The organism is Pedobacter sp. UYEF25, assembly GCF_054061655.1.
On record NZ_JBSSEL010000020.1, the window covers coordinates 1 to 26287 of the forward strand.

A 26287-nucleotide genomic window follows, 5' to 3' on the forward strand; every position below is an offset into this window, starting at 1 on the left:
TCTAGACTTGCTTAGGATGCCAACTCACTCTCCCGCCTCTTCACTTATTTCTATAAATTTGATGATAAATTATTATTATTCAAACATAGGAGGATCTCAGCTCGTTTACTGAAATCCTTTACTGTTTTAACAAATTTTTTATCTTCCTAAATCTGGTTAATTTTCGGTTGAAGGATTTGATGAACCGTTGCCATCGATACAATTCGCTTTTACGCTGGTTGCAGATCCATAAAGTACGGTAGACATATCTGATAGTTTACTTTGCGAATTGTTTCCTACATTATACACCATTGCGCTGGCTAAACCATTATTTTTTACATAAGCGGCAACCGCAACCTGATCATTGTTTGCTAAATCGAACCCCAAACCTAACTTGCTTTTTGGCACACCTGCACTTATATAGGGTTGTAAACGAGCCGCGTAGTTTGGAGAGAAGTAAGATTGTTCAAATACATAATCTAAAATATCGCCTAATTTCTGATTGTTGTAAGTGGAGTTAAAATAATTGGCCTGATTAAATGCGGCCATTGTTATAAGTTTGTTAGCTCCCATTCGTTCACGTAGCGCTGCGGCAACAAGTACCAAAGAACCGTCATTTGCAGTGCAGGCCGAATATTCATCATCTATATCAATTCCATCTAGGCCATATTGCACTACAGCATTGGCGCATTGAATGGCAAAAGCATCAGCTTGTGCATAACTTGTAAAACAACCCCAACCTGCATTTTGATGGTTACCTAACACATCAAGGACTACTTTTATACCCAACGACTTTAAGTATGCAACTTTCCCAGAATTTAAGGTTGCCTGTACTTGAGGATTAAAATAGAGGGTAGGTGCGCCATTTACGGAATTGATATTTGCTGCAAAAATTACTGAAACCCCAAATAACTGTTTGGCATTTGTACCATAAGTGTAACAGCCAGGATTTGAAAAATTATTATTGTTTACTTCTACGTAGGCAGTCATAAAAGCATTCGATGAACCAAGAATTGAGGCACTTGTTGCGGCTTTCGCTGCGTTTTTGGCGCTTACCAAATTGTCTTGTTTTACAGTACTACCTTTTTTACAAGCAAATAATAGTGCGAGGGCCGTTAAGAACAACGCGCCGAAACCGATTAGTTTTTTCATAATTTCATAATTTTGGTTAGAGGTTTATATAAAAAAGGTAGGACAACCTATGTCATCCTACCGGTAATGCTTTGGGTAATTTAGAAATTGGATTTGTCTACATCCCACCACAATCTCGTGCCACCATTATCTGGGCCACCTAAAAGCGATACGGCTTTAATAACTTCTGCACTATTTCCGTTTCCAAACTCCGTTGCAGGAAATGGCAAACGTCGAATTTGCGTTTGGGTATTAATTGTACCTCCACTATTATTGTTGGCTACCGTAAACAATTTTGGATAACCGGTACGCCTGTAATCAGACCAGGCTTCTTGGCCATCTGGAAATATAGCTAGCCATTTTTGAGTAACGATGCGCTCTAGCTTTTGCTCATTAGAAGCAGCAGGATCCCATTTTACGGTAATCATACTTGCGGCAACAGCATTGTTTGCAGGGTTTTTTGGATCGATGTAATTTACGGGTTTGCTAGTGCTATTTGTTAGATAGTTGCCCATAACTACGTTCCATTGTTGAAATGACGTGGTTATACCGGTTTCATAATTTGTTTGTGCATCTCCGGCACCTGTCCACCCGCGTAAAGCTGCTTCTGCTTTTAAAAACCAAACTTCTGCAGCGGTCATTAGTATTTGAGGTGCTTTTTGTCCGATTGGCGATTTTGCAAGGTCGGAAGAATTTAGACTGGAATATGTTTTGTAACCAGCTTTGCCCAAACCATTAAATGAGGTATTCGCACCCGATCTAATCCCTACAAACTGACCGGCAAACAAAGGATCTGTGGCCGGAGTTGCATATATAGGTAATCGCGGATCGTTGTAACCAACTAGATAAGATTCTAACGCTGCTCCTAAGGCATTGTCACCATCGTAAGCGACTGTAACCACCCATAAATCATTATCTCTGGTGCCAGATTGTGCTACTGCAGCATTGTCTGATGCAGTGGTTAATAAACCTCCAGGCGCGCTCATTGCTTTTTCAGCTTGCAGTCTCGCTGTTGCAGCATCAACCTTAACAATTCTCATCGCCAAACGCAAACGTAGCGAATTAGCCAATTTTAACCACTTAACAGCGTCACCAGCATATACAAAGTCTCCCTTTCCAAAGAACGTAGGGGTATTTGGATTCGCTGCAATAAAGGTTTGCAAGTTGTTTGCCGCAGTATCTATTTGGTTAAAAAATGCGTTGTAGACTGTTTTTTGATCTTCGTATGGCGTAGAAACCAGCGACGAACCGGCAGTAGTATACGGGATTGGGCCAAATTTATCAGTTACCCTATTCATTGCCATTACCTGTACTAAAAGGGCAATCCCCCATGCTTCTGGAGATTTAGTCCTTATGTCGCTTTTTCCAATTTTAGATATTGGAGCCATAACATAATTATACTGGTCGTTAAAGCCAGCGCTGTTCCAGCCGTCATTAAGTGAATAGTTCATGTTATTTATTCCGCCACCAAATGGAGTTGGAGCCATCATATAACCGCTAAAAGCATCTGCACTTAGATTTTGTGCGATTTGATAATTATGGAATATTTCCTGTTCGATCGGACCTATGGCCGATTTTAGAAGCGCAGTGGTTTGATCAGGTGAAAGTGCTGTTGGATTGGTATTAAACTCCTCAAAGTTTTTTGTACATCCAAAATTTAAGCTCATCAGAGATGCCAGTAAAACAGCAGACAGTCCTTTAATCCTGTTATTCGAGGATTTATGATATATAGTTTTCATATTGTTTTTGACTATAATTAAAATGATAAATTTAAGTTGAAACCTAAACTGCGCGTTGCAGGTTGGTTAAAAACATCTACTCCCGACAAACCGTTACCTGTAGATAAGGTTATTTCGGGATCGAACGGAGCCTTTTTATAGATGTAAAATAGATTTCTTCCGGTCACTGAAACTTTGAGGCTTTTAAAAGTTTTATTTGCCAACGGAAATGAATATCCTAAAGCAGCTTCTCTCAAACGTACTACTGTTGCGCTATAAACATATTCTCCAGATACTCCCGATCTGCCTCCAACAAAAGAATAATAAGATTGGGGATTGATGGTTGTTGATACAGGAACGCCTTTTGTATCTACGCCATTAATTTTTACGCCACCATTGTCTCTCGCAATTCCAGTGGCTTCAGATGCACCCGCCTCATCCAATAAAGCTTCGGTAAGTGAAAGTACTTGGCCTCCGAATTTACCATCAACCAAGAAACTTAAACTGAAGTCTTTGTAATTGAAACTATTGTTCCAACCCAATTGAAACTTTGGATTTGCATTGCCTACATAGTTAAAGTTATTGCTTTTTAGCGGCGTGTAAGGAGCCGAGGCTGTTCCATCGCCACCCAAAATAATACGGTTTTGAGCATCTCTTTGTAAAGTATAGCTGTAAATGTCACCATAAGATCCGCCGACTTTTAACCTAGAGATATAAGAAGTATTGCCGCTTCCTGTTAAGTCTACGCTGTTGATTTTATCGCTAGAGGCGATGTCGATAATTTTATTCCTATTCGATGAACCGTTGAAAGAGGTGTTCCAGTTTAACCCGTTGCCTTTAACGACATCAGCGCCCAAAATAAATTCTAAACCTTTATTTTCTACGTTACCTGCATTTAAGTACCCTGTTGACACCAAAGACGATGGAGGTGCAACTACGGGAATGTATTGATTTTTGGTATTGGTTTTATAATAAGTGAAACTAAAATTTATCCGGTTTGAAAGGAAACGTAAATCTGTTCCGATTTCAAAAGATTGTGTTCTTTCTGGTTTCAATTCTCTAAACGCAGCATTGGTGTTAAAACTTAAAGCCCCGTCTGATTTTAAGGTATTTTGGATAAACGTTAGATAAGGTGGTACTGTATTTCCAACTTCCGCATAAGTTCCTCGTACTTTAGCATAGCTAATCACCTCAGGAAGTTTTATCATTTGCGAAACAATCAGAGACAAACCAACGGATGGATAGAAATAAGAATCATTTGGCGTGTACGACAAGTTCGATGACCAATCGTTTCTGCCGGTGAAAGTTAAAAAAGCCCAATCTTTATAAGAGATGTTTGCGTTTCCAAAGATCGCCTGCAATTGGCTATGGTTAGGAACAATAGCAGCGGTATTGCTTAGTGTATTGCCAGTGTACGTTCCTGGTAAAGCAACTATGATATTTGAAGGGGTAAAAAAATCAGTTGCCGAAAGGTTTCCAGCTAACGTTAAGCCAGCTGTTTTCTGATCGTTGATACTTCCGCCAATTACTCCGTCTATTTTAAAGTTAGACCCTTTTAATGGCACGGTAAAATTCGCTAACGCATCTATATATTTTTGAACATAGGTTTGATTACTTTGCGAGAAATACCCCGATCCTGTGGAGTTAAAAACAGTTGAAATCCCAGAGTATCTGCGGTTTTCATAGTCATCCGTCGTTCTATCCATATTTCCCCTAACCTGAATATTTAACCAAGAAGCAACATCGTATTTTAAGCTACCGCTTAGTAAAAACCGATTACGAACTGCCGTATTTGGATTTAAATTTGTTAACCACCAAGGGTTTTGGTTGATGTCTGCAGAACCGCCCAACCAATTCTGACGAGCGCCTCCAGTATTTCCTGCTAGCAGATATTGGTCTTTATAAGGCGTAATGTCTACTCCCCTCGGAAAAAGATATAAACCCAATAGAGGATTTAAATAGAGACCCAAAGAAGGACTATTGTTTATTCTTTGATTGATGTAGTTTACACTTCCATCTACCGTTAATTTATTGTTTAGAAATTTGGCAGTTTCGCGAAGGTTTAAATTATTTCTATTTAATTTGTTGCCAGGCTGAACACCACTCGCGTAGGTATTGGCATATGAAAAATAGGTTTGTGCTAATTCAGATCCGCCAGAAAGATTAATGGAATTTGAGGTGTTAATTCCCGTTTTAAAATAATCTTTTAGGTTATCGGTGGTGTTGGTAATGGCAGTTCCCCAACTGTCGCGGGTTGTTGCAGAAGCAGGTCCATAACTGTTTTGAAACTTTGGCTCGTAGGCAATGTTATCAATCGTTACGCCAGATGAAAAACCGATAACAGTTTTGCCCGCTTTACCCTTTTTTGTTGTTATTAAGATTACTCCATTTTGAGCCTGACTACCATACAGCGCCGCCGCAGATGCACCTTCTAAAACCGTTATGCTTTCAATATCGTCTGGGTTGAGGTTAGAAATACCGTCGCCGCCATCCTGGCCGCCACCAAATACACTGTTTTGCTGGCCATTCGCATTCCCGTTGTTACTGATTGGAATACCGTCTATAACATACAGCGGCTGATTGTTGCCACTTACCGAACGGCTTCCTCGTAAAATTACTTTCGCAGAACCGCCAACTCCCGATGCGCTCGGACTAATGGTTAGTCCGGCCACTTTTCCATTTAGAGCGTTCATTAAATTTGGACTTTTAACTTTGGATAGCTCATCACCAGACACCTGTTGTGTATTATAAGTTAAAGATTTCTCTGATCTTTTTATTCCCAAAGCGGTAACCACTACGGTTTCAAGATTTCTAGCATCATTAACCAGTGTCACACCAACGGTGTTTTGAGTCCCTACTGTAACTTCTTTGCTTTGATAGCCGATAAAGGAAAACACCAAAATATCGCCGGTTTTGGCATTAACGCTGTATTGGCCTAATGCGTTAGTTTGAGTGCCGCCCGTCGTGCCTTTAATAACAATGGTTACGCCAGGTAAAGTTACTCCGGTCTCATCTTTGACCGTACCTCTAATTTCATCCTGAAAAAAAGAATTGGCATAAATTGCAGGCCTTAAATGATTGCCCGAAGCAGCCGCATATGAACCTGTAGCTGCATAAAGCAACAAACATGTGAGCTGGAAAGATTTTTTCATATTCATTACGAATAATTTTGAATTAGTATTTGGTTAATTATTGCTTCTCATGAAATATAATTCAAGAGGTTTTATAGTAAGAGCTTTTAAACTGTATAAATTGCCTACAACAACATCCGTTTTTTTAAGATTTTTTTTTGACGATGAATGGACAAGGAGAGTTAACTGCCTTGCACTGCAATAGGTGTATGTTTTTACGCAACTGCGCTCTAAGTTTAACAAATGCTTTCTCACTACATATCCATATTTATCTCGCTTGATAGATGAAGGAATTTATTACGATGATTCAGCCCAACTGAAAAGCGTCATTTTTTTAAAGTTTATGCCGAACAACCACAGATTTTTTATAAATTATTTATTATTGATATATATTTGATCGTGAAAATTAACCAAGTTTGAAAGCAGCTGGGGCAGATTTAGTCATCTTATGGGAAAAGGTTTGTTTAGAAGATGACGTTAAATCTTTTGAACAGCTCTACCGCTCTTTATATAGTAGGTTATTAAAATTTGCCATTTATTACACCAATGATAAAGCAGCTTCTGAAGATTTAGTTACTGAAGTATTTGTTAAATGCTGGGAAAACAGGAAAGAAAGTATCCATGTCTTAAAGCCAGAAAGTTATTTATTCATTGCTGTAAAAAATCAATCGCTCAAATACCTTAAGAAGAGATCGTCTACTACTTTCGTCGATTTAGCAGATGCAGAAGAAGTTTTTGGGGAAATGGCGAAAACACCGGATTATATTCTTGAAACCAAAGAGCTACATCGGCAACTTGACTTTGCAATTGCAAGTTTGGCACCTCAGGCCGCAATGGTTTTCAGGCTGATAAAAGAAGGTGGTATGCGCTATAAAGAGGTTGCAGAACTCTTAGATATTTCTCCCCGAACGGTTCAAACTCAATTATTTAGAGCAATTGCAAAGCTTCGTATAAAATTACAACCTTTAAAGGATGGTGGTTTCAGTCAAAATGCAGTTGGAAAAATCATCTCTCTAGCTATATTAGTAGGAAGTTTATCTTTTTTATATTTGTTGTAGGCAATTATAACATAAAAAAGAACCTATAATCAAAGGACGGAAACTAAATGACGGATCAAAGATTTACAGAATTGCTTGGAAAACAACTGGCCGATGAGCTTTCACAGGATGAATCTGTTGAACTGAAGGCTACTTTGGCTGATCATCCCGAGCGGAATGCCGAATATGATTTGCTGCAATCCTACTTTAAATCCGGAGCCGAAGAAGACGAAAACATCGATTTTATTTTTGATCGGATCAAGGCCAGAATAAAAACGAAATCTTCGGTTTTACATCCAAGTTTAAGTAAGAGCTATAAGGTTTGGGTAAGAATAGCAGCGGTTGTGGCTATTTTGTTCGCCGCAGGGTTGGTTTTCTACAACAGATCAACCTTTTTAAACAAAAATGCCAATTCACCATCACTTATTACGTTAGCTAAAGCAACGGAAATTAAAACCATTGTGCTGGCTGATGGATCTATCGTTAAAATAAATTCTGGCAGCAGCCTTAAGTATCCCGCGGCGTTTAATGCAGTTAATCGAGTTGTTTACCTTTCAGGCGAAGCTTTTTTCTCGGTTAAAAAAGATGCAAAACACCCTTTTATTGTGTATACTAACCAGCTGACGGTAAAAGTGTTGGGCACTGCGTTTAATGTAAAAGCCTATGCAAATGATCGTTTTACAGAAACCACATTAATTAGGGGTAGTGTTGCAATCTCGCTAAAGGATGAGCCATCAAAAAAGTATATTTTGAAGCCAAATGATAAATTTACATATTCAGATGGCAAGCCACAGCTAAGTATATTGAGCCATTTTAATGGTGCAATGGATGGAAAAATAGTGGAGACAGCTTGGACCAATCACGAACTTCTTTTTAAAAATGACAGTTTCGCAGAAGTGGCAAAACTATTTGAACGGTGGTATGGAATAAAAATTTTAATTGAAAACCCTGAGCTAAAAGCTATAAAATTTACCGGAAATTTTAATAAAGAGTCTGTTATTGAAGCCTTAAATGCATTGAAAATAATTGAGCCCTTTAATTATTCGATGCAGGGTAGAAATGTCTACATCTATCGTTAGTACATGCCCGCTTAGCGATGTATATTTGTGGCCATGAATGGTGCGAAGAAAATCATTTTCTTAATTGGTTTGATTTTTCCACTTTTTGCAAATGCGCAAACTAAGGTTAACCTAAATTTTACCAATGCGAAGTTTGAGCAGGTAATTGAAGCAATACAGCGCCAAACGGTTTATCACTTTGCTTATAGCGAATCCAAAATTCCCAAGCAAAAAGTATCCATTAAAGTGGCTAACGTGGAAGCAATCAAAATTGTCCGTCAGTTATTATTAAACAGTGGTTATAAGTATGTGTTACTGGCCAATAACTTAATTGTGATTAGTGAAAATATTGATGCAAATGAAACCGCGGATAGCGTTCGTTTATTAAAGGAGGTGACCATTACCGCTTTAGGCATTGAAAAAGAAAATCGAAAAATCGGCTATGCAGTAGCCACGATTGATGGATCTTCTATCATTAAAGCGCGAGAAAGCAACTTAATCATGGCGCTTCAAGGCCGGGTTGCAGGTTTAAACATTACAGGAGTAAATGGTGGTCCTGGATCTTCTGCACGAATTTTAATTCGTGGTGTTTCTAGCATGACCGCTGCTTCCCCATTATTTGTGGTAAATGGCGTACCGATTGATAACAGCATTAGGGGTAGTGCAAATGAATATGGCGGAGCAGATTATGGAGATGGAATTGCTAACATCAACCCCGACGATGTAGAAAAAATCACAATATTAAAAGGTTCTGCGGCATCGGCTTTATATGGTGCGAGAGCCGCAAATGGCGTAATTCTGATTAATTTAAAAAGAGGTGGAGCTGATGAGGGACCAGAAGTGGAGTACAATGCAAATATAGCTTTTTATGTCCCGATTAATGCGACCGATTTTCAATATATATATGGTCAGGGAAGTCAAAATAAAAGACCTGTAAGCTTTTCAAATGCGGTTGCAACAGGCTTATTGAGTTGGGGAGAAGTAATGGACGGGAAGTTGTCGCCGCAAATTGATGGTACGATGCAGTCTTATGCGCCTGTCAAAGATAATATTAAGCAATTTTATCGGACCGCTCCGGCGTTAATAAATACCATTTCGCTAAACGGTGGAGATGAGAAAAACAATTATCGCGTCTCGGCTTCTAATTTAGATGACAATTCCATCTTAAATAACGGCTCTTTGAACCGTAAAACCTTTAATTTTTATGGTACCGTCGGCTTAAGTTCTAAAATCTCTTTAAACTTAACAGCAAATTACATTTACGAAAAAAATAAAAATAAAAGTTACCTGAGTGATGGCCCTTTAAATGCGAATTATGGAATTGCAATGTTAGCTAGCAGTTTAAATCAATCTACTTTGGCGCCCGGTTTTGACGCGGAAACTGGTTTTGAAAGCAGGTGGAATGCAGATGAATATAAAACAAATCCATATTTTTTATTAAATAAACAGGCAGATTATGCGGATCGGAATCGATACATTTCATCGGCGGTTATTAACTATCATTTGACCAATTGGCTGTCACTTCAAGGCAGACTCGGCTATGATTTTAGCAAGGACAAATTGGTTAGTATTTTGCCTACCGGAACAGCATTTTCGATTAATAGACAAGGTGGTATTAACGCTTACGATCATAATAGCACATCAGAATTTAACAGCGACGTACTCCTAAGTGTTTCAAGAAAATTAGCAGAAAAGTGGGACCTCGAATTTTCGATGGGCGCAAATTATCGAGAAAGAGAAGGGAGGTCTGACAAACTCAAAGGGACGCAATTTGCAATCCCATACCTGTACGTCCCAGAGAATCTAATTACAAGCACCAAAACAGAAGTGGTCTCTAAAATTGTGACGGAATCTGTTTACTATACTGCAGATCTTAGCTATGAGCAATATGTTAATTTTTCATTTACAGGTAGATATGATATTTATTCTACGTTACCCGCAAACAATCGTGGAATTTTTGTTCCGGGCATTTCGGGTAGTTTTATTTTTTCAGAACTCCTGAAAATAAAAAATATGAATTACGGTAAATTGAGATTGGATTTTGCGAAAACGAGCGGAGAGCCCAACGTTCCCTACACAACGCAAATTTATTACACAACAGATAATCAGGTAAACGGGATTCCCGTTGGAGGATTTTCTGGTGATCTCCCGAATTACAATTTAAAACCATTTACACTGAATGAAATGGAAGCAGGCTTAGAATTTAAGTTTTTTAATAGTCGTGTTGATGTAGACTTTACCTATTTCAACCGCGTTACCCACAACGAAATCATCAACGCAAAGCAATCGGTAACCACCGGTTTTACCTCTGCCTATGTTAACCTGGGCGAAACGCAAAATGCAGGATTGGAACTTGCTTTAGGCTATACGCCAATTCTTGCTAAAACATTTAAATGGCAGATTAACCTCAACGCAACTAAGGTAAAAAATACTCTACATTCTATTGATGGCAATAGTAATTTCACCCTAACAGGCACTTATAGGCCATTAAATGCCAATACGGCTTTGGTTGTTGGAAAGCCAATTACACAGATTTTAGCGTACGATTATCTGAGAGATGCCAATGGAAACACTGTTATAGGTCCCGATGGAATTCCCAAACGTGGCAACTTTATTCCTATGGGCGGAACAATGCCGACGCTTTACGGTGGCTTGACGAATAGCATAACCTATAAAAAGTTTATTTTTTCCTTTTTAATTGATTATCGATTTGGAAATAAAATATTATCGGCAACAGCTTATTATAGTTATCTAAATGGCCTGAATAAGGCAACTTTATTGGGTAGGGAAGCCGGAGTGGTTGCAGAAGGCGTTTTAGAAGATGGAAAAAAAAATACAATTATTGTTCCTGCCTACCTTTACTATCCCGAATTGGCAACTAACGTTTCTGCATTATCTGTGCTGAATGGCAGCTTTATAAAATTTAGGCAAGCAACTTTAGGATATTCTTTTACAACACAATATTTACGGAAAATACCTTTTAAGAGCATAGGGATAGATTTGATAGCTCGAAACCTATTTACATTGCTAAAGTACAGCGAGAACGTAGATCCTGAATCTCAGTTTTCTCCTACGCTAGGTTATGCAGGAATAGAAGGCGCTTCGTTACCTGCAACACGCACATTTGGAATTAATTTGAATTTTAAGCTTAAGTAAGCATGAGAAAAGTGAATGCTATGGTCATTTTCTTATCGTTCTTGACCCTCGGTTGCTCCAAGGCAAGACTCGATCAAATTAATACAGATCCAACAAAACTGACCGAAACAAATTACGATCCGAATAGCTTGCTCGCTGAAGCGCAGCTAAAATATGCCAATTTGGGTTATTACCAACTTTTGTATCAAAGTACAATGGTGCAACTACTTGCTTCCACCTATTATTACTACAATAATGGCGATAAGTATATAAATATCGGCAGTTTTACAGACTACCAAGGTCGCATTTTTGATGAGGGTTACACCGACGCATCTTACATCAGGGAGATGCAGCGGTTGGCAAGATTAAAAGACCGGATAGCCAACCAAAATCTAATCGCTGTTGGAGACATTATGTTTGTGTTAATTTTGCAAAGAATTACCGATACGTATGGCGATGTTCCCTACACACAAGCTGTAAAGGCGATGGAAGGAATAAAATATCCTATTTATGATCATCAGGAAGATATTTATACACAAATGTTAAGCGACCTCGAATCCGCGATCCTACAATTGGATTCTACGAAACCCATTCCAACAGCTGATCTTTTTTATCAGGGTGATTTGGACAAATGGAAAAAGTTCGGCTACTCCTTAATGGTTCGCATAGCGATGAGATTAACAAAGGTAGATCCTGAAAAAGCTAGGCTTTGGGTGGAAAAAGCCGCGGGTAAAACTTTTTCTAAGGTAAACGACAATGCCATTTTAGTAACAGATGCATCTTCTTTTAATAGTCAGAATGGAACCTCCTTAGCGTTGCGAACATATTCTGATTATTTAGAAGTAAAGTGGAGTAGTACATTAATAGATCAGCTAAAAAATAAAAATGACCCGAGACTTGGGATTATAGGTGAAATACCAAATGATGGTTTGGCGAAAAATTCTGACCAGAATTTAAGTGGGAATAGAGATGCAAGCGTTCAGCTAGGACTTCCAAACGGGTATGATCTTCAGGCGGGTGCTACAGACATTAGTCGTTCCCCCAATTATCCCGGAGGCACAGGTAGTGGAGGTGATTTTGCGCCGCTTGGCAAATATTCCCGACCAACTACAAAAATATACTTAAAATTAGGTGGGCCAATTTTTATTCTAAGTTATGCAGAAATAGAATTTTTACTTGCCGAAGCTAAAGTGAGGGGATGGAACATCGCTGGAACAGCGAAACAACATTATGCAAACGGCTTAACGGCGGCGATACAATCGCTTGCACAACTGGATCCATCGGCAGCTTTAGATGCCAATAAAGTTACAGCTTTTGTCAATCAAAATCCTTTAGATGAAACTGACATACAGCACTCGTTAGGCAACATAAATACTCAATATTGGGTTGCTACAGGGACTAACTTCAATTTTATCGAAGCTTGGCTTAATTGGAAAAGGAGTGATTACCCAAAACTTATTTCCGTGAATTACAAAGGAAACGTAACCAACGGGCGCATTCCAAGAAGAATGATTTACCTATCCACCGAGATCCTTAACAATCCTCAAAACTATAAGGATGCGGTAAGTAGATTAGTTGGCGGAGATGTGCTGACGGCCAGAGTTTGGTGGGACAAATAAGGACAAAAAAACCTCTAGATAGCTCAACTTTCTAGAGGTGTAGTCAGATAATAACAAAGGATTAAAAAGAATAGGTTAACCCTCCGAAAATATTAAAACCGTTTACCTGATAATACAAATATCTGCTATAGTTTGTGTTTAAAAGGTTATTCGCCTTCGCAAAAACAGAAAATTTATTATTTATGCGATAATCTGCACCAGCGCCCAAATCAACAAATCCCTTTACATCTACAATGCGTTCAATTGATGTATTTGGGGTGATATAACTTAGCGCGTCTATAGGTTGTGCCACATAAACTTTAGCTTTCATGTCGTCTTGTATAGATACCGCTGCATTAATAGTTATGTTTTTAGTAACGCCGTATACTAAATTAGAGCTTACTTTTAAGCCAGGTTTAAACCAACTGTAGGTCTCAGAAGCAGCCTTGTAATCGTCTATATTTAATTTTCCAGTCCATTTTAAGGCATTGCTAACTTGCACAGAAATCTCTCCTTCTAATCCTGTCACCTTGGTTTTTCCAAAATCGTAAATCACATCAAACTTATTAAACGAATTGAAGTTATTGACAAAAAGAGGCATCTCGTCTATTTGCTTGATGTAGAAGCGCGCTTTGTATCCAAATCCAGGACCACCGGTTCCTTTTATACCACCGCTAATGTTTAATTTTTCTACAGCATTTTTAATGTTAATGTTAGCATTTAACCACGGATTTTGGTCTGTAAGTTCTTTAAGTGATGTGCGATTTACATCGCCTGTAACTTCAGCAAAAACTTGTAAATAATCAGGAATTAACGTAAAATCTGCGGTAATGGCAGGGAAAATTCTAGAACTGCTAGTTGCGCCAAATTCTTGCACAAAGTTTATTCCGGCAGTAACAGTGGCGCCACGTACCAATAACCGGATGTAAGGATTTAAACGTAGCAGATTATTTCCAACGCTGGTTAGATTGTCTTTCGTGTTGCCAAATTCTGTAGAAGCTGCCAAACCTAGATTTAGCGTGCTTATTTTTTGATTTACGTAACCATTTAGCGTAAAGTAGCTTTCGCGTGCATCAAATTTGTCGCTCCACAAAGAGCCGTTCGCCTTTAGTGCATAAGTTAAATCAGCGTCGTCTGCACTGTAATTTTTCACCAACTCTCCCTCAGCTTCTATAAACGTTAATGCCTGTTTTGCCGGATTTGGATTTAGTGAAGCACTGTCTGGGTTAATGCCATAAAAATTTAGTCCAGATCTTTGATAGGTTAATCTACCGCTAACAGTGTTCTCTTCTAAAATACTTCTGCCAAAAATGCTTAACGTCGTATTGCTGATTTTTTGATCATTTAATTTTCCGCTTTGACCAAAGTGTTTAAAATATCCGCCGAGTTGTAGGCCCTCATCTTTACCGTTATTTAAATACACCTCGCCCAAAAAAGTAGACAGGGAGCCAATTGCACCCTTAACATAATTGTTTACTAAAATGGTAGATTTTTCTTCGGCCACTTGCTGCGCCTGGAGTTTCTGAATGTCGCTATTTAACTCTAGCTTTCTGTCTGTCAGGCTATAATTTAACTTAGCTTGGTAGGTTTTAACATCGTCTAGGTTTGGACTTCGCCTAAGTTTTACCGCTTCAGCGAGAATTGGTTTATAAGGCCTTACCACTTCAATCTCTTCGTTAAGCGCGTTGTTATTCGTCGTGTCGGGCTTTTTAACTTGCGCGGAAACGCTCAAACCTATTCCGCAAAACAACAACAAGCCACTTATATTTTTCAATAACCTCATCTTTCTTACTTCTTCTTGTTTAGTTTTTCTAATTTTTCTTTCGCTGTGGGAATAATGTCATCCTTAGTTTCGTAATTATCAATAATACTCAACAGCGTACTTTTTGCCTGCAATGCATCACCCTGTGCTGCATAATTATCAGACAATAAAAGGAAAGATTTGGCAACCCAGTAATCATATGATGCCATATCATTTATAACCTTGAAACAGCTTTTTGTAGATGTTTTATACTGACCCTTATTGTATTCTAAGAGCGCCAGATTGTATTGAGATTCTGCTGCAGCAATGGTTTTGGTACTGTCTACCACGCTCTTGAATTCTTTTAACGCATTGGTGGTGTCTCCTTTTAACAGGTAAGCTTTTCCTGCATATAAACCTGCGCTATGTTTTTCTTCTTCTGATGCTTTTTCAGATCCACCTACCAGTTTCGCATATTTTAACATGTCATCTGGCATATTTAAGGCCGTATATGCTTTCAATAAATTATTTATTGCAAAACCATAACGTGCTTTATAATCGGTGGTAGTTTCTAATCTTTTTAAATAAACAATTGCTTCATTATATTTCTTCTGATCTAAAAATAATTGAGAAATACTGACCAGACTTTGCTCCGTATAATCGCTCGTCCAATCATTTAGAATAAATTCATAATCTGGAATTGCATCCTCGGGTCTGTCCATTTTTACTAGGCTTTCTGCTCGGATAAATTTAGCTTGTTTTTCGTGTATAGACTTCGGAAACTTGTCAAAATAAGCATTTACAGCCAAAAATGCGGCAGGGAATTTGCCTTGTAGATATAGGTTATTTACGGCGCTGAATACAATATTGTCTTGATCAGAATTGCTGTAGTTGCCTAAAGGAGTTGTTTCTGCATAGGCGATAAATCCATTTGCATCACCCTTATCTAAATAAATATTTTTAATAGATTCCATAGCCTGCTTTGCTTCGTCTGCACTAGGATATTCAGCAATGACCTTTTTAAAAGTTGTGGCTGCGGCATCATCTTCTTTCTGATTGTATTGAACCAAGCCAATCGTTACCAAAGCTTTTGCTACATAACTGCTGCGCGGATATTTAACAATTAAATCTGTTAGATCACTTTTTGATTTGTCGAAATCGCCTTTGTTAAAGTAAGTATAGGCAGTTTCAAAACCTGCGTCATCAGCATAGTTAGAATTAGGGAACTGACTTAGCAAGCTTTGCATGGTCGCAATTTTTGCGTCATATTGGGTTTCTAGTCCTTGAATCATTCCCTTTTGGAACAGCGCATAATCTGCCGCATCCGTTTTTCTGCTGATGATGATATTGTAATCAGCCATCGCTGCATCATACTTTTTCTCTACAAAGTAAGAATCGGCAAGCCGAATCGTGGCATCATCAATTGTTTTTTGATCCTTATCACTGCCAGCCAAAAACTTTTCGAAAAAACTTGCCGCCTTACCATATTTCTCACCTTCGAATGCCGCATAAGCCAGTGCATAATTTGCAAAATTATATACGCCAGTCTTATTTGCATCGGGCATGCTTAAAAATGTTTCGAAAGTCTGAACGGATTCTCCGTATTTACGCAATTCGTACATGGATTCCGCTTTCCAATACGTAGCCAAGGCAGAAATTTCATTGTCTTTCGGATATTTCCCAGAACGTAAGAACATTGATAAAGCATTCGGGAAGGCACGCTCATTGTAAAACTCTAATCCTCTAAAATAAGTTACTTTTTGATATGCACTTTCTGCTTCGGGTGTTTTCTCTACAATTGGTTGGAGAATATCTACTGCCGCCTGATAGTTTTTAGTCGTTAATAGAACCTCGCCAAGCAATGTTTTGGCCTCATTAATTTTACGAGAATTTGGAAATTGCTTTAAAAAACTTTGTGTAGCGTCTAAAGCTTGTTGGGAATAATTTAATTCATAACTCAACTTTGCATATGCAAGCCAAGCTTCTTCTTTAATGTTTTTATCAAAATCCAACCTAGAAGACCTAAAAAAAGCACTTTGAGCCTTCGCTTTGTTTCCTAGGTCTAAGTAAATTCTACCTAACGTGTACATGCCGTTTTGCAGGTATACATCATCTGCGGTGAGTTTTTCTAATATTGAAACAGCTTCTTTTGGCTTTTTATTTTGATATAATGCATATCCGAATTGATAGATAAAAAGGTTATTTTTATTGTCGTTGGTGTCTTTTTCATAAAACGCTTTAAAATACTTTTCAGCATTTTTAAAATCGTTTTTGGCAAAATAAGAAGCGGCAACTAAACTTAATATTTCTGGCTCAAACTGCTGTTTGGTCTTGTTTATAGAAGACAATCCATAGTCAATCACATCGTCATAACGCTCATCTAAATAATACATCGAGGTGATGTAATAAGGATAACTAGCTTCGTAGGTTGGCGAACCTTTTAATTTCTCGAAATTGGCAAGTGCTGTTTTATATTCTTTTTTTAAATAGTTGATGTATGCGAAGTAATAAGTTGCACCTTCTTGATAATCGCCTTTCTCTTTTTTTACGCTTTCGAAAAGTGGTTCAGCCTTCTCATAATCTTTTTGCTCGAAATACGCATATCCCTCTTTAAATTGATACTCTAATCGCTGACTTCCGGAAAGGCTGGAAGGATCTGCTTTTTCAAACCATTCCAATGCCTTTGTATAATTTTTTTGATCGAAATAAGATTTTCCAACAAAAAAATAGGCCAGTTTGGTATTTGGGTTTAACGGATAATCTCTAATAAAGTCACGAAATAGATCTTCTGCATCGCTATTGGTAAGCTCCAGTGCGCAAACAGCTGAATAAAATTTAGCATTCTCCTTTATCAAAGAAAGTTCTGCACTATTTTGTAATAAGGTAGACGGTTTAAACCGCTCTTGTTGAACCAACTTAAATTGCTGCGAAGCCGCGGTGTATTTTTCTTTTTGTAATAACTCTAAGCCATCTTGGTAGTTTTTATTTAAAGTTTGCACGGCGCTAACCTGTGCATATGTAGTAAAACTCCCTGCCAAAAATAGCGGGATGAGTAAGTGTTTTTTCTGCATTAGTCTCAAATATGGTGGCTACTAAATTATAAATAGAAAGCAAGCTTATCAACAGAAGTAACTAACAACTGTTAACAACAATGCGCTTGCCCCTCTTAACGGGCTAACTTTAAAAATGTTGCAAATCAAATCTAAAGGAAAATTAATTTGCTTCTTTAAAATCGTTAACCTGTTTGCGTTTAGTATGCTTAAAAATCTGTAAAGCCACAAATAAAGTTTATCATTAGCAAGCAACCTATAAAGCAGACTGAGCGAAACATACTTCCTTTTTATCTTAAAACAACGGTTCGCCTAGCGAAAAAACGAACTAATCGAATTTAACCAATTCTAAATCTCATCATTTAGCGCAGATGTTCACAAGAAATGACAAAATACAGTCGGATTATGATAAGATAGAAAAAGATTAGAACGCTATATTTGTTTTATACCGAATATGAGTTGAGCCTTTCTTATAAAGTTACTTCACAAAGTCTTTTTAAAAGCGTCAGTCTCTTTACTCTTAATTCTGTTATTTAGGGATAAGTGTGTATCGGAGCAAATACACGAATTATCTACGCAGCCAAATGTCTGAAGTTAAAATAGGGCTTTGGTCAAACCAATAGAAATACTGGTAGCTATGTCATTGGTTACCGAACATTGATTCACGATTAAAAGTATATTTAATTTTTTGTTTTCATGAAAAAATACATCGTCATAACAGCAGTCTGTATAGTAGCACTCTTCAGTTTTAAAGCAAGCTATAATAAGTCGGAACCACCGCGGAGACTAGAAATTCTGTTTTTGGGTCACACGGCAGAGCACCACGAATCTGGTAAATTGGCCGAACTTGTCCAGCAGTCTTTTTTTAAAGATGGAATAAACATTACCTACACGACAAATTTAGAAGATTTGAACGACAGCACGCTATCGAAATATGACGGTCTGATGCTTTATGCCAATTATGATACCATCGCTAAATCACAAGAGAAAGCGTTGTTGCAATTCGTAAAAAGTGGAAAGGGATTTATTCCAATTCACTGTGCGTCTTATTGTTTTCGCAATTCAGACGAGATCGTAAAAATGATGGGCGGCCAGTTTATCAGTCATAAAACGGATTCCTTTAAAATGGTAATTGTTGATAAAAAACACCCAATTATGAAAGGCATTGAACCCTTTACCACTTGGGATGAAACTTATGTGCATGCCAAAATCAACAAAAACATTCATGTATTGACCGAACGTGTAGAGGGCGATCATCACGAACCTTATACCTGGACCAATACCTATGGCAAAGGTCGGGTTTTTTACACCGCATATGGCCACGACGAACGCACTTGGAAAACACCAGGATTTTTGCAACTGTTAAAAAATGGCGTGGTATGGGCCGTCGGTAAAGATGCAGAAAAGGATTTGGACAAACTGAGAAAGCCGAACCCTGCCTATACCATAGCAGACATTCCAAACTATGAGAAACGAGATCCAGCGCCAAAATTGCAGGCACCTTTGTCGCCTGTCGAGTCGCAACTATTGACTCAAATTCCTGTCGGGTTTAAAATGCAATTATTCGCTGCTGAACCCGATATTGAGAAGCCTATTGCAATGGCCTGGGACGAACGTGGGCGTTTATGGATACTAGAAACCATAGATTATCCGAACACGGTTAGAGAGACTACCGGCGAAGGAAATGACCGGATAAAGATTTGCGAAGATACAAACGGCGACGGTAAAGCAGATAAGTTTACCATTTTTGCAGATAAGCTAAACATTCCTACCAGCATTGTATTTGCGCGAGGTGGTGTTATTATTGCACAGGCTCCAGATTTTCTATTTCTTAAAGATACCAATGGCGATGACAAAGCAGATGTACGTGAGAAGCTTGTTTCTGGCTGGGGTAAGAGCGACACGCATGCTGGTCCATCAAACTTAAAATATGGTTTGGATAATAAAATTTGGGGAACAGTCGGCTACTCTGGCTACAACGGTTCAGTTGGCAGCGAGAAATTTAACTTTAGTCAGGCTGTTTATCGGTTTACACCAGATGGAAAAAAGTTGGAACATTTAGGGTCGACGAGCAACAACACTTGGGGATTGGGCTTTTCTGAGAATTTTGATGTTTTTGTTTCAACGGCCAATAACTCCCACAGCGATTATTTGGGAATCCCGTTGCCTTATTTAAAAAGATTGGCAATGCCAGGCATGGAGTCTGTTAAAAAAATAGAAGGACATTACGGCATGCATGTGGTCACTAAAAACTTACGTCAAGTGGATGTTTTTAATGGTTTTACAGCTGCGGCCGGACATAATTTATACACAGCAAGAAACTTTCCCCAAGAATATTGGAACAGAATTGGGTTTGTGAATGAACCCACCGGTCGTGTTATTCATCGGGCCATCTTGGAGCCAGATGGTTCTGGTTTTAAGGAAAAAGACGGCTGGAATTTTTTAGCAAGTGCAGACGAATGGATGGCACCTGTGCAATCAGAAGTTGGCCCCGACGGAGCAATTTGGGTAAGCGATTGGTATAATTTTATCATTCAGCACAACCCAACCCCAAAAGGATTTGAAAACGGAAAAGGCAATGCTTACATCAACCCGTTGCGCGATCGTACACACGGACGTATTTACCGCATCGTTTATGATGGGGCAAAACCATCGCCAATAACAAAACTGGATCGAAACAAGCCTGAAGAACTTTTAAGAGGTTTAAAAAGTGATAATATGTTTTGGCGGATTACTGCCCAACGCTTGATAGTTGAAGGAGGATATAAGCAATTGGCACCACAATTATACGAGCTCATTCATGATAACTCCGTTGATGCTATAGGCATTAACGCCCCTGCAATCCATGCGCTTTGGACGCTAAATGGTTTGGGCTTATTAGACGGATCGAATACAGAAGCATTGGCCGTTGCCGAGGGCGCATTAAAGCACTCAGCTGCGGGCGTTCGCAAAGCGGCATTACAGGTTTTGCCATTTACCGTACGATCTATGAGGGCAATACAACAGGCCGGTCTGTTAAATGACATCAACCTAAACACTAGGTTGGCTGCGTTTTTAACAATTGCAGATATGCCAGCGTCTGAGGAAATGGGCACGCTTTTAGGTGCCGCTCAAAAGGTTCCTCAAAACGCGGACGATTATTGGCTTAGTAGGGCCATACCTATTGCGATGGCTACACATGTAAAAGGTTATGGAGCAGAAGTAAAAGCAGCCAACTTGGCCGCTACAGAAAAGGAGCAAACTTCTCGCGCAACCGTCGATCAAACAGTAAAAATATCGGTGGTCCAAAATGCCATGAAGTACGATTTAAAAACATTCACAGTGAAAGCTGGGAGTATGGTTGAGGTTGTTTTTTCGAATCCCGATTTTATGCAACATAATTTATTAATACTGCAAAAAGGAACTATGGAAAAAGTGGGTTCAGCTGCTGATAAGTTGGCGCAAGATCCAAAAGGCATCGAGCAAAATTATATTCCTAAAATGCCCGAAGTGTTGTTTGCCACTAAGCTTATTAATCCCCAGGAGACCTACAAACTAAAGTTCAGGGTACCTGCAGATGCTGGCGATTATCCATTCATATGCTCATTTCCAGGACATTGGCGTATGATGAATGGGATGATGAAAGTTGTAAAATAATTTGAAAAATTCATACCTGCGGCGGTAGCAAATTAAAGAAATTCAATCGGCGCAGCATCTACGATAAATACGAAATGAAAATCCTCTTTTGGATGCTGTTTTCCCTTTACTCGCTGCGAACGAATGCGGGCACAGCCTGCGGTTACTCGATAAATCCAAAACATCGGATGCTGCCTTTATTAAAATAAACTATGTCATTACCAGTAAAATTTGGTGTAAGCACTTGGCTATTCACATCGCCATTTAAAACGGCATCAATAGAAGAACTATTTCCTAAGGTTGCCGCTATGGGCTTTGATGTGATTGAGATTGCTGTCGAGGATCCGGCATTGATAGATGGAGAAGCGGTGAGACAAGGGCTAGCAAAATATAACTTAAGAGCCATTATATGTGGCGCCTTTGGCCCAAGCAGAGACCTCACAAACGAGGATCCGAAAATCCATGAGGTTTGTTTTAAATACATTGCGGATTGTTTAGATTTATGTATTTTGTGGGATTGCAAATTTTTTGCGGGGCCGATGTATTCGGCCGTTGGCAAAACGAGAATGTTGTTGCCAGAACAGCGGAAAGAGGAGTGGAATCTGGCCGTAAAAAATCTTCGGAAGGTTTGCCAAATGGCAGCAGAACGCGGGTTGGAAATTGCGCTAGAACCTCTGAATAGATTTGAGTCTGATCTGGTTAATACTGCGTCAGATGTAGTTCGGATGATTAATGACATTAATCATCCGGCTGCGAAAATTATCCTGGATGGTTTTCATATGAATATCGAAGAACGCAATATCGAAGAAGCTATAAAACTGGCAGGCGATAAATTGATACATGTGCAAGTTGCAGAAAACTTCCGCGGTACGCCCGGTACCGGACAAAGCGATTGGGCCGCTTATCGCCGCGGGTTAGAGGCCATTAATTATAATGGTACTGTATCGATAGAAAGTTTTACGCCCGACAATAAGGAACTGGCACAAGCAGTTTGTATTTGGCGTCCGTTAGCGGAGAGTCAAGATAAATTTGCGTCAGAAGGTTTAGCATTTTTAAAGAACTGGGCAAAATAGCGCTCAAAAATTAAAAGGAATATGGAAAATAAAAAGCTCAACATCGCTATCGTTGGTCTAGGTTTTGGGGCTGAGTTTATCCCCATTTATCAACATCATCCCAATGCAAATATGTATGCCATTTGTCAGCGCGACCAGACCAAATTGAACCAGGTTGGCGATGCTTTCGGCATAGAAAAACGCTACACGGATTACGATGAACTGTTGCTCGACCCAGAAGTAGACGCGGTGCACATCAATACGCCAATAAAAAGCCACGCCGCGCAGGCTATAAAGGCGTTACGTGCGGGTAAACATGTGGCATGCACCGTGCCAATGGCGACAACAGTAGAAGAATGCCGCCTGATAGTAGAGGCAGTTAAAGAAACGGGCCTTACTTACATGATGATGGAAACCGTCATATACAGTCGAGAATTCCTTTTCGTAAAGGAACTATATGAAAAAGGAGAACTGGGCAAATTGCAATTTTTACGGGCATCACATCAGCAGGAAATGGCAGGATGGCCAGGTTATTGGGAAGGACTTCCGCCAATGCACTATGCAACGCATTGCGTTGGCCCTGTGTTGGCTCTAGCAAAAGCTGATGCCGAATATGTTTCCTGCTTCGGTTCGGGGAGGATAGATGAGTCTTTGGTAGAAAAGTATGGATCGCCATTTGCAGTGGAAAGCTGCCACATTAAATTTGCCGATTCCGACTTGTCAGCAGAAGTTACCCGATCGTTATTTAATACCGCTAGGCAGTATAGAGAGAGTTTTGATGTATATGGGTCGAAGAAAACGTTCGAATGGACACTGGTTGAGGGGGAGCAATCTGTAATTCACACCGGCGAGGTGCCGGAAAAGGTAACTATTCCGGATTATGCACATTTGTTGCCAACGGAAATTCAGGCATTTACTACCGGTGGCGTTTACGATGCCAATAGCAATCAGCATTTATCGTTTATTCAAGGTTCGGGACACGGCGGTTCGCACCCGCACTTGGTGAATGAGTTTGTATCGGCATTGGTTAACCACCGACAGCCATTTCCAAACGCAAGGCAATCGGCGAATATTACCTGTGTAGGTATCTTGGCGCACGAATCTGCAATGGACAATGGAAAAAAAATAAATCTTCCGGATTTTACGCTAACAGATCAGTCTCTTTGAGAAATCTTACCAATTGCATCATCTTGAAGAAAATGTGTCGTGCTTTGAGATTTTATGCGGATTATTGTTTAATTATCACTGAAGCTCGCGAAGTATTTATTAAATAGAAAGGCGTTGACATTTCTATAGATTTAGAAACTCTTTTTTGTATTCAGAAGGTTTCTTTTTCATCTCCTCTTTAAACTGTTTGTTAAAGTTGGATAGTGTTTTAAAGCCTGACCGCTCGGAAATCATTTCTATGCTTAAATCCGTGTCTATAAGGAGTTTACAAGCATGCTTTATCCTCAATTCACTGATGAATTTTGCAAATCCCTTGTTATTGCTTGCCGTAAAATACCGACTAAATGAGGTTGGTGTCATGAACAATAGATCAGCCAGTTCATTTAAATGAATTTTTTTGCGATAGTTTTTAAAAATATATTCATAGACGCTACTCATGCGGTCTGTTTCATCTTTTTTAAGTGGAAGCGTATATTCGTTATGCGATATAAAATGATACTCTTTGGTAGTTGTGAGTAGATGCAATATTTTTAGAAAATGAATGAAAGATTCTAGCCCGCTAAGCGATAACAACTCATGCATCAGCTCAATCACCTCCCTCTTTACTTGCCCATAAAACTCTAATCCGCGCTGCGATCTTTTGAAAAGCTTGCGGAGCTGTACAAGTTCATCCTTGTTCATCAAGTGTTCTCCTAGCAAACTTTCTTGTAAATAAATAACAATGCCGCGTATTTTCAACCTGCTATTCTTTTCGAAATAAGCATCATAACTTCTCCAAAGATGAGGTAAATTAGATCCCATAAGTATCAGCTCATTGGGCTCAAACGATTTGATACTGTCGCCTATAAATCTGGTTCCCGTTCCTTCCAGCGGGACAAACAACTGGTATTCTGAATGAGAGTGCCAGACCGGATCGAAAAAATTGTCCTCCAAATATTTAATCATAAATATTTGCGATTCAGGGATTGACGATTTGTGAATGGCAGCTTTCATTAGGTGTTATTTTTAGACAGAAAAGGCATAGATCTAGCCACAAATGTCCTACAACGCGTGGCCAAATTTTTTTACCCTCAACAATCATTTCATCAGACTTTTTCTAATCGGGAGATTTTGTTTACCAGAAACTTTGCTTACCTGACGTTGAGTTAAATTTCCCGTTCATTGGCTCACAAAATTAAAAACGAATAGGAAGACTAACTTTATGTATGTGTTTTAATTGACGCAATTTTAACCGCCTTCCCGCTGGCTTGCCAATAGATAAAGTATCGCCATTCTAATGGCAACACCATTTTCTACCTGTTCTAAAATAATGGATTGTTTGCTATCTGCTACATCACTGGTAATTTCCACCCCCCGGTTTATTGGACCAGGATGCATAATTACAATCTCCTTATCAAGGTTGTCTAAAATTTGCTTGTTCAATCCGTACATCATTGCATATTCTCTTAGAGATGGAAAATATTTAATGTCCTGACGCTCCAATTGTATGCGAAGCATATTGGCTACATCGCACCAATTTAATGCCTTGTTGAGGTTATGTTCTACTTTTACACCAAGTTGTTCTATGTACTTTGGGATTAAAGTAGTTGGCCCGCAAACCATCACTTCGGCACCTAACTGTTGCAAGCAAAGGATGTTTGAAACTGCCACACGCGAGTGTAGAATGTCTCCAACAATTACCACTTTTTTTCCAGCAACCCCACCTAATTTTTGTCGGATGGAAAAGGCATCTAGTAAAGCCTGTGTTGGATGTTCGTGCGCGCCATCTCCGGCATTTACAATTTGAGCTTTTACATGTTTGCTTAAAAACTGTCCGGCACCTGCGTAAGGATGGCGCATTACTACCATATCTACTTTCATAGATAAAATGTTATTTACCGTATCAACCAAAGTCTCCCCTTTACTAACCGAAGAGGAAGAAGCTGCAAAATTAATCACATCGGCAGAAAGTCTTTTTTCTGCAAGCTCGAAAGATAACTTGGTACGTGTAGAGTTTTCAAAAAAAATATTAGCAATGGTAATGTCTCTCAGTGAAGGCACTTTTTTGATTGGCCTATTGATCACTTCTTTAAAATTATCTGCAGTTTCGAAAATCAATTCAATGTCATCTCGATTGATGTCTTTGATTCCTAATAAATGCCTAGTAGATAATTTTTCTATTGCCATTGTTATTTCTTATCTAATAATAGTAACACTTTGTCTTCCCCATCTTGCTCGGCCCAGCTTACTTTAACGTGCTGAGAATCTAAGCTATCAACTTGATGACCAATATAATCCGCTTCTATTGGCAAATGTCTACTAAATCTCCTATCAATCAGTACTAATAACTCAACTTTTTCTGGCCGGCCATAAGACAATAGTGCATCCAGTGCAGCCCTGATTGTTCTTCCAGTCCAAAGTACGTCATCTATTAAGACCACTTTTTTACCTTCCATTAAGAAGTCGATCGAATTGCTGCTCGCATTCAAAGGTGTGTCTTTTCGCCTAAAATCATCACGGTAAAAAGTAATGTCTAAATTTCCTTTTAAAATTTTTTTATCACCAAGAATATGTTCTAACTCTTGTTGTATGCGATTGGCTAAGTAGATGCCTCGAGGTTGGATACCAATTAACACACTGTTTGTAAAATCATCGTGATTTTCTATCAATTCACGGCACAAACGTTTGATCGTGATCTCTATTTTCCGATCGTCTAAAAGTGTTTTTTGTTGCATTGGACAAAGATTGTGCAAATATAGAGAAAAAACTTAAACCTCAAATTGTTGTGCTTGTCCTTCGGTTTGAAAACACTTTTAAATTTGAGAATAAATCAAAAGGGAGATTTTACAAGTCGATTTTTCTTGATATTCCCCCTGTTTTTATTTGGTTATTTCAG

General features: G+C 38.9%; 16 protein-coding genes. 7 read left to right on the forward strand and 9 right to left on the reverse strand.

Going from position 1 to position 26287, the window contains the following annotated elements:
* Positions 1-156 precede the first annotated feature (156 nt).
* The 3 genes from ACVWYG_RS15990 to ACVWYG_RS16000 form a co-directional block, all read right to left on the reverse strand.
* Positions 157-1131: a glycosyl hydrolase family 18 protein gene (locus ACVWYG_RS15990; protein WP_457271493.1), complete on the reverse strand. Its 975-nt coding sequence runs from the start codon at positions 1129-1131 to the stop codon at positions 157-159.
* 80 nt (positions 1132-1211) lie between these two features.
* A complete protein-coding gene (locus ACVWYG_RS15995; protein ID WP_457271495.1) occupies positions 1212-2849 on the reverse strand; it encodes a SusD/RagB family nutrient-binding outer membrane lipoprotein in 1638 nt (545 codons plus the stop codon).
* A gap of 17 nt (positions 2850-2866) precedes the next feature.
* Positions 2867-5980, reverse strand: a complete 3114-nt coding sequence (locus ACVWYG_RS16000; RefSeq protein WP_457271497.1) for a SusC/RagA family TonB-linked outer membrane protein — start codon at positions 5978-5980, stop codon at positions 2867-2869.
* 395 nt (positions 5981-6375) lie between these two features.
* Between ACVWYG_RS16000 and ACVWYG_RS16005 the strand changes: the two genes are divergently transcribed.
* The 4 genes from ACVWYG_RS16005 to ACVWYG_RS16020 are packed head-to-tail and all read left to right on the forward strand — an operon-like array spanning position 6376 to position 12808.
* The gene (locus ACVWYG_RS16005) at positions 6376-7017 is read left to right on the forward strand and encodes an RNA polymerase sigma-70 factor (RefSeq protein ID WP_457271499.1); all 642 of its coding nucleotides are present in this window, start codon (positions 6376-6378) and stop codon (positions 7015-7017) included.
* 47 nt (positions 7018-7064) lie between these two features.
* Positions 7065-8075: a FecR domain-containing protein gene (locus ACVWYG_RS16010; RefSeq protein ID WP_457271501.1), complete on the forward strand. Its 1011-nt coding sequence runs from the start codon at positions 7065-7067 to the stop codon at positions 8073-8075.
* 33 nt (positions 8076-8108) lie between these two features.
* Positions 8109-11210, forward strand: coding sequence for a SusC/RagA family TonB-linked outer membrane protein (locus ACVWYG_RS16015; RefSeq protein ID WP_457271503.1), 3102 nt, complete (start codon positions 8109-8111; stop codon positions 11208-11210).
* Between the two features lie 2 nt (positions 11211-11212).
* Complete coding sequence (locus ACVWYG_RS16020) at positions 11213-12808, forward strand: SusD/RagB family nutrient-binding outer membrane lipoprotein (RefSeq protein ID WP_457271505.1); 1596 nt, start codon at positions 11213-11215, stop codon at positions 12806-12808.
* Between the two features lie 61 nt (positions 12809-12869).
* On the opposite strand, the gene ACVWYG_RS16025 is transcribed toward ACVWYG_RS16020, so the two are convergent.
* On the reverse strand, positions 12870-14570 hold the full coding sequence (locus ACVWYG_RS16025; protein WP_457271506.1) for a hypothetical protein: 1701 nt from the start codon (positions 14568-14570) through the stop codon (positions 12870-12872).
* Positions 14571-14575: 5 nt separating this feature from the next.
* A complete protein-coding gene (locus ACVWYG_RS16030) occupies positions 14576-17599 on the reverse strand; it encodes a tetratricopeptide repeat protein (protein WP_457271508.1) in 3024 nt (1007 codons plus the stop codon).
* Positions 17600-18274: 675 nt separating this feature from the next.
* On the opposite strand from ACVWYG_RS16030, the gene ACVWYG_RS16035 reads away from it, so the two are divergent.
* A complete protein-coding gene (locus tag ACVWYG_RS16035) occupies positions 18275-21214 on the forward strand; it encodes a PVC-type heme-binding CxxCH protein (RefSeq protein WP_457271510.1) in 2940 nt (979 codons plus the stop codon).
* A gap of 32 nt (positions 21215-21246) precedes the next feature.
* Here the strand turns inward: ACVWYG_RS16035 and ACVWYG_RS16040 are convergent, their stop codons facing one another.
* Positions 21247-21378, reverse strand: a complete 132-nt coding sequence (locus ACVWYG_RS16040) for a hypothetical protein (RefSeq protein ID WP_457271512.1) — start codon at positions 21376-21378, stop codon at positions 21247-21249.
* 27 nt (positions 21379-21405) lie between these two features.
* Between ACVWYG_RS16040 and ACVWYG_RS16045 the strand changes: the two genes are divergently transcribed.
* Complete coding sequence (locus tag ACVWYG_RS16045; RefSeq protein ID WP_457271513.1) at positions 21406-22266, forward strand: sugar phosphate isomerase/epimerase family protein; 861 nt, start codon at positions 21406-21408, stop codon at positions 22264-22266.
* Positions 22267-22287: 21 nt separating this feature from the next.
* The gene (locus ACVWYG_RS16050; RefSeq protein ID WP_457271515.1) at positions 22288-23412 is read left to right on the forward strand and encodes a Gfo/Idh/MocA family protein; all 1125 of its coding nucleotides are present in this window, start codon (positions 22288-22290) and stop codon (positions 23410-23412) included.
* Between the two features lie 123 nt (positions 23413-23535).
* Here the strand turns inward: ACVWYG_RS16050 and ACVWYG_RS16055 are convergent, their stop codons facing one another.
* The 3 genes from ACVWYG_RS16055 to pyrR all read right to left on the reverse strand — a co-directional run bounded on the left by ACVWYG_RS16055 (position 23536) and on the right by pyrR (position 26126).
* Entirely contained in the window at positions 23536-24405 is an 870-nt protein-coding gene (locus ACVWYG_RS16055) for an AraC family transcriptional regulator (RefSeq protein ID WP_457271517.1), read from the reverse strand.
* 234 nt (positions 24406-24639) lie between these two features.
* Positions 24640-25578 (reverse strand): aspartate carbamoyltransferase catalytic subunit, encoded by a 939-nt coding sequence (locus ACVWYG_RS16060; protein WP_457271519.1) that lies wholly within the window; start codon positions 25576-25578, stop codon positions 24640-24642.
* A 2-nt stretch (positions 25579-25580) separates the two neighbouring features.
* Positions 25581-26126, reverse strand: coding sequence for a bifunctional pyr operon transcriptional regulator/uracil phosphoribosyltransferase PyrR (gene pyrR / locus ACVWYG_RS16065; RefSeq protein WP_457271521.1), 546 nt, complete (start codon positions 26124-26126; stop codon positions 25581-25583).
* Positions 26127-26287: the final 161 nt, after the last annotated feature.

Excerpts from the sequence above, each read along its gene's own strand:
- ACVWYG_RS15990 (WP_457271493.1), bottom strand. The coding sequence starts at position 1,131 with ATGAAAAAACTAATCGGTTTCGGCGCGTTGTTCTTAACGGCCCTCGCA.
- ACVWYG_RS15995 (WP_457271495.1), bottom strand. The coding sequence starts at position 2,849 with ATGAAAACTATATATCATAAATCCTCGAATAACAGGATTAAAGGACTG.
- ACVWYG_RS16000 (WP_457271497.1), bottom strand. The coding sequence starts at position 5,980 with ATGAAAAAATCTTTCCAGCTCACATGTTTGTTGCTTTATGCAGCTACA.
- ACVWYG_RS16010 (WP_457271501.1), top strand. The coding sequence starts at position 7,065 with ATGACGGATCAAAGATTTACAGAATTGCTTGGAAAACAACTGGCCGAT.
- ACVWYG_RS16015 (WP_457271503.1), top strand. The coding sequence starts at position 8,109 with ATGAATGGTGCGAAGAAAATCATTTTCTTAATTGGTTTGATTTTTCCA.
- ACVWYG_RS16020 (WP_457271505.1), top strand. The coding sequence starts at position 11,213 with ATGAGAAAAGTGAATGCTATGGTCATTTTCTTATCGTTCTTGACCCTC.
- ACVWYG_RS16025 (WP_457271506.1), bottom strand. The coding sequence starts at position 14,570 with ATGAGGTTATTGAAAAATATAAGTGGCTTGTTGTTGTTTTGCGGAATA.
- ACVWYG_RS16030 (WP_457271508.1), bottom strand. The coding sequence starts at position 17,599 with ATGCAGAAAAAACACTTACTCATCCCGCTATTTTTGGCAGGGAGTTTT.
- ACVWYG_RS16035 (WP_457271510.1), top strand. The coding sequence starts at position 18,275 with ATGAAAAAATACATCGTCATAACAGCAGTCTGTATAGTAGCACTCTTC.
- ACVWYG_RS16040 (WP_457271512.1), bottom strand. The coding sequence starts at position 21,378 with ATGTTTTGGATTTATCGAGTAACCGCAGGCTGTGCCCGCATTCGTTCG.
- ACVWYG_RS16045 (WP_457271513.1), top strand. The coding sequence starts at position 21,406 with ATGTCATTACCAGTAAAATTTGGTGTAAGCACTTGGCTATTCACATCG.
- ACVWYG_RS16050 (WP_457271515.1), top strand. The coding sequence starts at position 22,288 with ATGGAAAATAAAAAGCTCAACATCGCTATCGTTGGTCTAGGTTTTGGG.
- ACVWYG_RS16055 (WP_457271517.1), bottom strand. The coding sequence starts at position 24,405 with ATGAAAGCTGCCATTCACAAATCGTCAATCCCTGAATCGCAAATATTT.
- ACVWYG_RS16060 (WP_457271519.1), bottom strand. The coding sequence starts at position 25,578 with ATGGCAATAGAAAAATTATCTACTAGGCATTTATTAGGAATCAAAGAC.
- pyrR (WP_457271521.1), bottom strand. The coding sequence starts at position 26,126 with ATGCAACAAAAAACACTTTTAGACGATCGGAAAATAGAGATCACGATC.